The sequence below is a fragment of the Achromobacter spanius genome, assembly GCF_039673305.1.
Classification (GTDB): Bacteria; Pseudomonadota; Gammaproteobacteria; order Burkholderiales; family Burkholderiaceae_B; genus Achromobacter; species Achromobacter spanius_F.
Genome location: NZ_JBDJLJ010000059.1, coordinates 23,542 through 33,294, shown reverse-complemented (window position 1 = coordinate 33,294; position 9,753 = coordinate 23,542). Strand labels below are relative to the sequence as shown.

Below are 9,753 nucleotides of genomic sequence, written 5' to 3'. Positions count from 1 at the left end.
CGCCTTGCCGGCGGCACAGATCCTTCAGCGCGACGGGAATGCCATGCAGCGGGCCGCGGTACCGCCCGCCGCGTATCTCTGTTTCTGCGGCTTGCGCCGCGTGCAGCGCCGCGGCCGCCGTCACGCAGGCGTAGCTGCGTAGTGCGCCGTCCCGAGCTTCGATGCGCCGCAGTTGGGTGCGCGTGAGATCGACCGGTGAAATGTCGCGTGATCGGATCAGCGCGGCGATCCCGGTCAGGTCGCGGTCCAGCAGGTCGGACTCGGCGGGCACAGTGAAACGGATGTCATTCATATAGTTAAACTATTCCTGGATAAATCGAATTTTCACGATTAAGCAGGTAAATTAATGGTACAGAATCAGTCAGGCAAACCTTGTTTTCTATCTATTTCAGATTAGTAAAACTATATCGACTTCCAGCCACGGCCGCGCTTCATGAACCTCTCACGCCTCCCCCCGCTCAATGCGCTGCGCGCCTTTGACGCAGCCGCCCGCCATCAGTCCATGAAGGCCGCGGCAGAAGAACTGTGCGTGACGCCCGGAGCGGTCAGCCAGTTGATCAAGAACCTGGAGCGGCATCTGAACGTGGCGCTCTTCGTGCGCGTGAACCGCGGCATCCTGCTGACCGAGGCCGGCAAGAACTACCTGCCGCCCGTGCGCAATGCGTTTCGCCAGATACTGGAGGCCTCGGCGCGCGTTGCGGCGCCGCCGGCGAGCCGCGTGCTGACCGTGGGCACCACCGCCTTCTTTGCATCGGCCTGGCTGATTCCTCGCCTGAACGACTTTCACGCGCGCCATCCCGACATCGACCTGCAGGTCGTTACCGGCAATGCGTTGACGGATTTTTCGCGCGATGGCGTGGACATCGCCATCCGGCACGGATTGGGCCGCTACCCGGGCCTGCAAAGCGAACACCTCTTGACGGTGGAAGTGGTGCCGGTCGCGTCGGCCAGCCTTGTCGCCTCGCTGGGCATGCCCAGCGGCGCGCAGGACCTGCTGCGCTGGCCGCGTGTCCACGACGAAGGCCGCAAGGGTTGGCAGCTCTGGTTTGCGGCGCAGGGCGTGGAGGATGCGGGCATGCCAAGAGGGCCGGCCTTCGATGATGGCAGCCTGCTCTTGAAAGCGGTTGCCGGCGGGCAGGGGATGGGGCTGCTGCCCGCGGCGATGGTTGAAGACGAACTTGCCGCCGGGAGGCTGGTCAGGTTGGCGGAGGACGCCTGGCTGGAGGATTTTGGCTATTACCTGGTATGGCCGGGCAGGGGGCCGATGACGGACAAGGTCCGGGCATTTCGCGACTGGCTGCGGGTGCCCGGCACCTGAACCGGACCTAGCCGGCGGCCATCAGCGCTGCCGCCTTGTGCGCCAGTTCCGCCACCCCGAAGCTGGTCGCCAGCGCATGGCCGTCCAGGTCGGTCAACGGCACCCATCGCGCGTCCCGCGCATCGTCGCCCGCCACCGGCTCGCCGGATTGCCAGCGGCACAGCACCGCGATCAGGATGAAGTGGCGGCGCAGTGCGCCCGTGTCGTCGCGGTCGAATACGTCGACGGCGTCGAAGACGTGCAGCGGTTCGGCCGTCACGCCCGTTTCTTCCAGGAGTTCCCGGGCGGCCGCGGCTTCGATGCGCTCGCCCGCGTCGATCTTGCCGCCCGGAAAGGCCCAGCGGTCCTGGTCGGGCGGGTTGGCGCGGCGCACCAGCAGCACGTGGCCGTCGCGCACGACGGCGGCGATGGTGGCGGCGATGGGACGCGGGGCGGGCGTGGTCATGCGGATCTCCTGCGGCAAGGGTGCATCCCGCAAGGATACGCCGGACGGCTCACACCTCTTCGATGCGTCGCGTCGGCGCGAACGGCGTGCCCAGGTCGAGCAGCGCGTAGATGCGTTCCGTGATCCGCTGGCGCCGGGTCGGTTTGCCCATGCGCCAGCGCGTGTCTAGCCAGAGCAGGGGCAGGGCAAAGCCCAGCCACACCAGGAAGAACATCCCGAGGACGAAGAGCGCCATATTGGCGAATCCGCCGTGCGACGCGTCGGCGTCGGAGAACCAGGAGATGCCGACCAGGAACAGCCACGCCGCCAGCATCAGCGCGCCGATCATCTTGAGCATGGGCGCGCGCTGGTTCATGCCGACGCCGACCGGCGTGTCCTTGCCCAGGCCCGCGCGGAACCGCAGGTGGCACATGTAGGCGCGCCCGTCTTCCAGGTTGCGCAGCGCGTAGACGGCATGCGGCGCGTCGGGCTCCGGGCTGGCGTGGGCGGCCATTTCCACGCGGTCATCCTGGGCCAGGAAGGGTTGCCAGCTTCCGTGCGACTCGTCGACGGTCATCAGGAAATGCCTGCCGTCGACCGAAAAGCGATAGTGGCCGTAGGTGGGGCCCTTGTGCACATGGCGGGTCTCATGGGTGATGCCGTCCAGGTGGCCGCGGACCAGCAGGATGGGCGGTTCGCCGTCGTCGCGCAGCGCCGCGGGCGCCAGGCGGGCCGGCGGGGGCGGCGGGGCCGATTTTGTGGCCGGGGGCCGTTGCGCGGGATCGAACAGGGCCTCGCTTGCCAGGATCGCCGGACGGTCGCGCCGGTTGTGCCAAAGGACGAACAGGGCGCTTCCAGCCAGGATCAGCGCGATCAGGGCGATCACCAGCGAAAACACCATCAGGAACATCCGCGTCATGCTGTCCAGGCCGAACAGCCACGCCGCGCCGAGGGCCGCCGCGCCCACCGCGGCGCAGACCATGGCGTCGCGCCCGCTGCGCCGCTGGGCGGCCTGATAGCTGACCGGGGGCAGGGGCGCACCGCGCGCCGGCACGGCCCAGCGGTAGCGGTTCAGTCCGTGCTCGGCCTCCAGCACGCCCACGCGCACGGGAATGCCGTCGAAATGGCAAGCCCGCAGCGCGCCGAGATGGCGCTCGTCCAGGTCAATGGCCCATACCGTCTCGGTCCCGATCCGCAGGAACACATCCTTGCGGTGCAAGGGCACCGCAACCCGGATCTGGTCGATGGTTCCTTCGATGATGCGAGCGTCGCGTTGCGGCATGTCGGAGCGCGGAATCCAAAGCCGCAAGGATAGCGCGGCGGGCCTCGGCCCGCCGCGTCCCGCTATTTCTTCACCAGCGGGCAGGTGGACCTGGACAGCGGCATGAAGGCCTGGTCCCCGGGCAGGGTGGCCACCAGCTTGTAGTAGTCCCAGGGCCGCTTGGATTCCGACGGCTTCTTGACTTCGAACAGGTACATGTCGTGCACCATGCGGCCGTCCTCGCGGATGCGGCCGTTGGCGGCGAAGAAGTCGTTGATCGGCATGGACTTCATCTGCTTCATGACTGCTGCGGGCTCGTCCGTGCCAGCCGCCTGCACCGCCTTCAGGTAGTGCATCACCGAAGAATACGTGCCCGCCTGGCTCATGTTGGGCATCTTCTTGAGCTTGTCGTAGTAACGCTGGGACCAGGCGCGGGTCTGGTCGTTCATGTCCCAGTAGAAGGCTTCGGTCAGTGTCAGGCCCGCGGCGGCGTCCAGGCCGATGGCGTGGATGTCGTTGATGTACAGGAGCAGGCCGGCCATTTTCTGGCCGCCCTTGGTCAGGCCGAACTCGCTGGCCGCCTTGATGGCATTGACCGTGTCGCCGCCCGCATTGGCCAGCCCGACGATCTGCGCCTTGCTGGCCTGGGCCTGCAGCAGGTAGGACGCGAAATCGCTGGACCCCAGCGGATGGCGCGATGCGCCCACCACGGTGCCGCCGTTGGCCTTCACGACGTCCGTGGCCGACGCCTGCAGCGTATGGCCGAAGGCGTAGTCGGCCGTCAGGAAATACCAGCTCTTGCCGCCCTGCTCGACGGTGGCGCGCGCGGTGGTGTTGGCCAGCGACCAGGTGTCGTAGGTGTAGTGCACCGAATACGGCGAGCACAGGTCGTTGGTGATGCGTTCGGTGCCCGGGCCGCTGAAGACCACGATCTTCTTCTTTTCCCGCGCCACCTCCAGCACGGCCAGGGCGGGGGCGGACCCCGCCACGTCCATGATGGCGTCCACCTTCTGGGTGTCGTACCACTCGCGCGCCTTGGCCGCGGCGATGTCGGCCTTGTTCTGGTGGTCCACCACCAGCAGGTCCACCTTCTTGCCCAGCACCGTGCCGCCGAAGTCGGCGATCGCCATTTCGGCGGCGGTGGCGCTGCCCTTGCCGGTCACGTCGGCGTAGACGCCGCTCATGTCCAGGACCAGTCCCAGGCGGACCACGTCGTCCGAGACGGCGGGCGCTTGCGCCTGCGCGGCGGAGGCTGCCGCGGCGAGGGCCGCCCCGGCGAACAATCGGGTTGCCTTGCTGCGGCACTGCAATGAAATCCGGGTCTTGTCGGCATGTCTCATGGTTGTCTCCCTGTATGCCGGATTCTTTTCGGATGTTGCGGGCGCTTCTTCTGTCTTGCTGCTGCGCCTTGTCGGGTCGTACGGCGGCGGTTGGTGGTTGGCGATGGCGGGCGATGTGCTCCTTGGTGGGGTTGCGGTCAGCGGCTGCTTAACAGGTCGAATTCCATCCGCACCTTGCGGAACGGGAACTCCAGCCGAGCGAAGTACACGACGCGGCCGTCGATGCAGGCATAGCGGCGCAGTTCGGCCACGGGCGACGACACCGGAATCTGCAGCGATTCCGCCGATTCCTGGCCGGCTTCGATGACGTTGAGCACCTGGCGCGCCTCGGAGATGCGCGCGCCGTAGAACTGGTCCAGCACCGGCGCCACGGTGCTCTTCTGGATGCGGGCCCGGTGCTTGCGGAACAGGCCGCTGTCCAGGAAGACCTCGCTGTAGCAGAAGGGGCCGGCATCCGTGGTGTGGATGCGCCGCAGGTATTGGAAGCTGCCGCTGCGGTCGGCCCCGCAGGGCATGCCCAGCGTATCGGGCAACGGGGAATCGGCGCTGGACTCCACCAGCGAAACCGTGCCCAGCTGGTTGCTGAGCTCGACGGTTTCGGCCCAGGTCTTGGGGATGAGCAGCGTGGGCGTCTCGGGCAGTTCGGCATTGACGAAGGTGCCCGAGCCGCGCGAACGCCGGATCAGACCGTCTTCTTCAAGCAGGCCGAAGGCCTGCCGGATGGTGGCGCGCGAGATGCCGTAGGTCTCCATCAGCGATTCCAGCGGCGGGATCTGCTGGCCCGGGCGCCAGGTGCGGTTCTGGATATGGCTGCGGAACAGCGCGGCCGCCTGCAGGTAGAGCGGCTGGGGACTGCGCGAGAAGAGCTTGCGGGCGGGCATGGGCGGACGACGGCTAGGACGAAGAATCCGAGAGCATAGCGTCCGCCATCTCGCGCAGGCGGTGCTTCTGGATCTTGACCGAATTGGCGCTTTCCACCGACGGAAAGGCGTCCAGCACGGTGAACCCGGCGGGCGCCTTGAAGCCGGCCATGGCGGCCTTGCAGGCGGCGGTCCAGCCGTCCGGGTCCGCTTGCGCGCCTTCGTGCAGCAGCACGAAGGCATACGGCACGATCTTGCCCTTGTGCGTGGCGCCCACCACCTGGCAGGCGCGCACGCCCGGCAGGGTCTCCACGACCTGTTCGATCTCCACCGGATTGACCAGGAAGCCGGACAGCCGCAGCGAGTCGCCCATGCGGGTCTGGAACACGAACTGGCGCGGCGTCAGCGTGTAGCCCAGGTCGCCGGTCCGGAAGTAGCCGTCGTCGGTCAGGGCGGCGCGCGTGGCGTCTGGGTTGTCCAGGTAGCCCCGCATCAGGCTGGGCGACAGGATCTCGATTTCGCCGGACTGGCGGTGCGGCAACACCTGGCCGGATTCGGGGTCGCGCGCGCGCACCCGGGCGTCCGGATAAATCAGCGTGCCGCCGGGCAGGTGACGGGCCGACACGTCGCCCTCGGCCGCGTCGCGGGGCTGGCCGGCCACCAGCGCGATCAGTTCGCTGGAGCCGTACAGGCCGGTCAGCGGCACGCCTGCCGCGCGGGCCAGGTCCAGCATGTTGTCCAGCGCGGGCGTGAAGCTGGCGAAGCCGAGCAACTGCACGGACGAGAAGGCCCCGGGCGCGGCCCCCTGCATCATGCCGACCAGGGCCTCGTTGTTGGCGTAGGTGTGCGTCACGGCGTGGCGGGCGACGGCCTGTGCCGATTCCGCGGCATTGAACACCGGCGCGCAGACGACGGGCACGCCCCGCGACAGGCCGCCGACCAGCGTCGCAAAGCCGAAGGCGCCGCAGAACGGCGCGCTGGCCAGCACGCAGGCGTTGTCGCCATAGCCGAACGCCTGCGCCACCGCCGCGCCGTGGCGCAGCAGGGTCTGCTGGTCGTGCAGCACGAATTTGGGCTTTGAGGTGGTGCCGGACGTGGTGAAGCAAAGCACGCCGGCGTTGTCCTGCGCGGGGGGCGCCGGGTCGGCGCAGTTCCGCAGGGCGTCATAGCGATGGACCGGCTTGCCGTGCACGGAGACGGGCGCGGCGCCGTCGGCGCCCGTGAGCGCGATCGCGCCCTGCAGCCCGGCGAGGTCCGCTGGCGCCACGCCATCCAGGATGCCCTGGAAGTCGATGCCCTTGAAGCCGGGCCAGTACACCAGCCAGTCGGCCTTGCCGCGGCCCAGGATGTCGGCGACTTCCAGCGCCCGAAAGCGCGTATTGACGGCCAGCACCAGCGCGCCCAGATGGGCGCAGGCCAGGAAGGATTCCACCCAGGCCGCGCAATTGGGCAGCCAGACGGCGACGCGCTGGCCGGGCCTGACGCCGATGCGGGTCAGGCCCGCGGCCAGCGCGCGGCTGCGCGCGCGCAGTTCGGCGATGCCGATGGGCTGGTCCTGGTCGATCAGCGCGGGCGAGTCGGGCTGACGCGCGGCGAGCGCGTCCAGGTGTGCGGAGAACGTCGGGAACGGCAGCGTCATGATCTACACCGTGGCGATGGGCGTCACGGGGGAACCCACCGCGCCGGGCATGCGCAGCGGCGGGGCGGTCAGCAGGAAGCGGCTGCGTTGATGCGCGTGCAGCCAGTCGGCCAGGTCCTTCAGGTACCAGAGTTCGGCCAGCGGCACCCCCAGCTTGAAAAGGCAATGGTGATGCAGCGGCAGGATCGAATGGCCGGGCCCGGACGTGCGCGCCGGGTAGGACTCGACCGCGTAGTTGTCGGCGCAGATCGCCGCGATGCCGGATCGGGTGATCCAGTCCAGCAGCGCGGGGTCGGCGCCATCCAGGACCGCGCCCGTCTGTTCAAGCTTGTGCGGATCGGGGTTGCCGTTCATGGCCACCACGGCCTCGGCGAAGCCGGTGCGCAGCACCAGCATGTCGCCGGTTTCCGGCACGGCGTCCTGCTCGCGCATGGCGGCCTGCAGCTGGTCATGGCCCACCAGCGTGCGGCCCGGGCCGAACGCCCGCGCCAGGTCCACCAGCACGCCGCGGCCCTGCATGCCTTTTTCCGCGTAGCGGCTGACGCTGAGCTTGCGCGCGTAGGAACCGCCGGGCGGGCAGCAGGCCTGGGCGGAGGTGTCGGGGTCGGCGCCGCCGAACACGTCCACGCCGGCGGCATAGCCGTTGTAGTAGACGCGGCGGGGTTCGCCGTCGCCCTGGATGTCGAACATGGCGCCCACGTGGCACAGGCCGTCCCATTGGGTGGAATATTGCATGGACAGCGTGACCTGGTCGTCGGACAGCACGTCGACGGCCTCGGGCTGCACCTGCGACATCGCGAAGTTCAGGTAGGGCGTGCCCTCGCGGAATGTAGGCTTGAGCGTGGGCGCGTGGCGGCGCGGATTCAACACATTGCCGCCGGGAAGGTCCAGCGGCAGCGACAGGCAGAACACCTTGCCGGCGCGGACTTCGCGCACCGCCTGCAGGACTTTCTCTTCGGTCAGCAGGTTCAGGCGGCCGAGTTCGTCGTCCGGGCCGAAGTCGCCCCAGGTCGATCCTTCGGGGCGTTGCGTCCAGCGTTTCATCTGCTTGTCTCCTGTCGGTTTTCTATGTTCTTATGAATATAGTACGTATTTACGTACTTTAAAAAGAAATCCGCAATCAGCGGATTCGATAGGAGACAACACCATGACGCAAATGCCGCATCCACGCGCCGCATGGCGCATCGCCTTCGCCGCGCTGGCTGTCCTGGCGCTGCCCGCCGTCCACGCGGCGGGCTACCCCGAACACCCCGTGACCGTCGTCGTCCCGTATCCGCCGGGCGGCGGCGCGGACATCTTCGGCCGCGCCATCGCCAACGCGCTGCAGCCCGGCCTGAAGCAGACGGTGCTGGTCGAGAACAAGCCCGGCGCGGGCGGCAACATCGGCATGGCCTACGTCGCGCGGGCCAAGGCCGACGGCTACACGCTGGGCCTGGGCACGATCGGCACGCAGACGATCAACCAGTTCCTCTACAGCAACATGGCGTTCGACCCGGAGCGCGACCTGGTGCCCATCGCGCTGGTGTCCACCACGCCCAACGTCATCGCCGTCAGCGCGAAGTCGCCCTACAAGACGGTCGCGGACGTGATCAAGGCGGCCAAGCAGTCGCCGGACAAGAAGCTGACCTACGCCTCGCCCGGCATCGGATCGTCGGTGCATCTGACGGGCGCGTATTTCGAGGCCATGGCCGGCGTGACCATGCTGCACGTGCCGTTCAAGGGCACGTCCGCGTCGCTGCCCGCGGTGGCGGGGGGGCAGGTCGACCTGCTGTTCGACAACCTGCCCGGCGCGCTGGCGCAGATCAAGGACGGCAACCTGGTGCGCGGCGTGGCGGTGACGTCGGGCGCGCGCGATCCCTCGGTGCCCGACCTGCCTACGGTCGCCGAATCCGGCTTGCCGGGCTTTGACGTCACCGCGTGGTTCGCCCTGTATGCGCCGCGCAACACGCCGGCGCCGGTCGTCGAGCAGCTCATCGCCGCCGCCCGCAGCGGCCTGCAGACGCAGGCCATCGCCACGAACTTCGCCACCATGGGCGCCAAGCCCGGCACGCTGTTCGGCCCCGATCTGGCCGCCTTCGAAACGGCGGAACGCAAGAAGTGGGGCGGACTCATCAAAGACCAGGGGATCAAAGCGCAATGAACACGCCCATCGCTCTTGTCACCGGCGGCAGCCGGGGAATCGGCCGCGCCATCGTGGCGCGGCTGCTTGAAGACGGCTACCAGGTCGTCAACTTCAGCCGCACGCCGCCGGAACAGACGCTGCGCGGCGAGACCTTCCGGTCCGTGGACCTGGGCGATGCGGCCGCGACCCTCGCCGCGGCCCGCGAGCTGGCCGCCGAGCGCCCGGTGCTGAACCTGGTGAACAACGCGGGGATGATCCAGGTCGCCAGCATCGAAGACGTCACCCAGGAAGAACTGGCGCGCACGATGGCGCTGAATATCGCCGCGCCGATCCTGCTGATGCAGGCGCTGCTGCCGGGCATGCGCAAGGCGGGCTACGGGCGGGTCGTGAACATCGGCAGCCGCGCGGCGCTGGGCAAGGGCGGCCGTTCTGTCTACGGCGCGTCCAAGGCCGGGCTGGCGGGCATGACGCGCACCTGGGCGCTGGAACTGGCGGGCGACGGCATCACGGTGAACACCGTGGCGCCCGGGCCGGTGTCGACCGAACTGTTCAACCAGTCCAACCCGCCGGGCGCGCCCAAGACGCGGGCGCTGGAAGCCTCGATCCCGGTGGGCCGCGTGGGGCGGCCGGAAGAGGTGGCGCACACGGTGGCGATGTTCCTGGATCCGCGCGCGGGTTTCGTCACCGGGCAGGTGCTGTACGTGTGCGGCGGGATGTCGGTGGGCTTGGCGGGCTAGTGTGCTGTCTCATGCATGCGTTGGCATGACGGCAGCACACCAGGCCCGCCGG

General features: G+C 68.5%; 10 protein-coding genes. 3 read left to right on the top strand and 7 right to left on the bottom strand.

Translation table 11 applies throughout. From position 1 onward, the window contains the following. A partial coding sequence (locus tag ABE485_RS26770) for an amidase family protein (RefSeq protein ID WP_346518282.1) occupies window positions 1-292 on the bottom strand: 292 nt, incomplete at its 3' end. A 141-nt stretch (window positions 293-433) separates the two neighbouring features. Here ABE485_RS26770 and gcvA point away from each other — a divergent pair. After that, window positions 434-1,318 carry a transcriptional regulator GcvA gene (gene gcvA / locus ABE485_RS26765; protein ID WP_346518281.1) on the top strand — a complete coding sequence of 295 codons (885 nt, stop codon included), beginning with the start codon at window positions 434-436 and terminating at the stop codon, window positions 1,316-1,318. A gap of 7 nt (window positions 1,319-1,325) precedes the next feature. On the opposite strand, the gene ABE485_RS26760 is transcribed toward gcvA, so the two are convergent. The 6 genes from ABE485_RS26760 to ABE485_RS26735 all read right to left on the bottom strand — a co-directional run bounded on the left by ABE485_RS26760 (window position 1,326) and on the right by ABE485_RS26735 (window position 7,886). Next, window positions 1,326-1,763 carry an NUDIX hydrolase gene (locus tag ABE485_RS26760; RefSeq protein WP_346518280.1) on the bottom strand — a complete coding sequence of 146 codons (438 nt, stop codon included), beginning with the start codon at window positions 1,761-1,763 and terminating at the stop codon, window positions 1,326-1,328. Between the two features lie 49 nt (window positions 1,764-1,812). Beyond that, window positions 1,813-3,024, bottom strand: a complete 1,212-nt coding sequence (locus tag ABE485_RS26755) for a hypothetical protein (RefSeq protein WP_346518279.1) — start codon at window positions 3,022-3,024, stop codon at window positions 1,813-1,815. Window positions 3,025-3,086: 62 nt separating this feature from the next. Next, entirely contained in the window at window positions 3,087-4,343 is a 1,257-nt protein-coding gene (locus ABE485_RS26750) for an ABC transporter substrate-binding protein (protein WP_346518278.1), read from the bottom strand. 137 nt (window positions 4,344-4,480) lie between these two features. Continuing rightward, window positions 4,481-5,224, bottom strand: a complete 744-nt coding sequence (locus ABE485_RS26745; RefSeq protein WP_346518277.1) for a GntR family transcriptional regulator — start codon at window positions 5,222-5,224, stop codon at window positions 4,481-4,483. A 13-nt stretch (window positions 5,225-5,237) separates the two neighbouring features. Then, a complete protein-coding gene (locus ABE485_RS26740; protein WP_346518276.1) occupies window positions 5,238-6,842 on the bottom strand; it encodes an AMP-binding protein in 1,605 nt (534 codons plus the stop codon). A gap of 3 nt (window positions 6,843-6,845) precedes the next feature. Further along, complete coding sequence (locus ABE485_RS26735; RefSeq protein WP_346518275.1) at window positions 6,846-7,886, bottom strand: cyclase family protein; 1,041 nt, start codon at window positions 7,884-7,886, stop codon at window positions 6,846-6,848. 103 nt (window positions 7,887-7,989) lie between these two features. On the opposite strand from ABE485_RS26735, the gene ABE485_RS26730 reads away from it, so the two are divergent. After that, the gene (locus ABE485_RS26730) at window positions 7,990-8,982 is read left to right on the top strand and encodes a Bug family tripartite tricarboxylate transporter substrate binding protein (RefSeq protein ID WP_346518274.1); all 993 of its coding nucleotides are present in this window, start codon (window positions 7,990-7,992) and stop codon (window positions 8,980-8,982) included. Then, window positions 8,979-9,701, top strand: a complete 723-nt coding sequence (locus ABE485_RS26725; protein ID WP_346518273.1) for an SDR family NAD(P)-dependent oxidoreductase — start codon at window positions 8,979-8,981, stop codon at window positions 9,699-9,701. The genes ABE485_RS26730 and ABE485_RS26725 overlap by 4 nt, the downstream gene beginning before the upstream one ends. Window positions 9,702-9,753 lie beyond the last annotated feature (52 nt).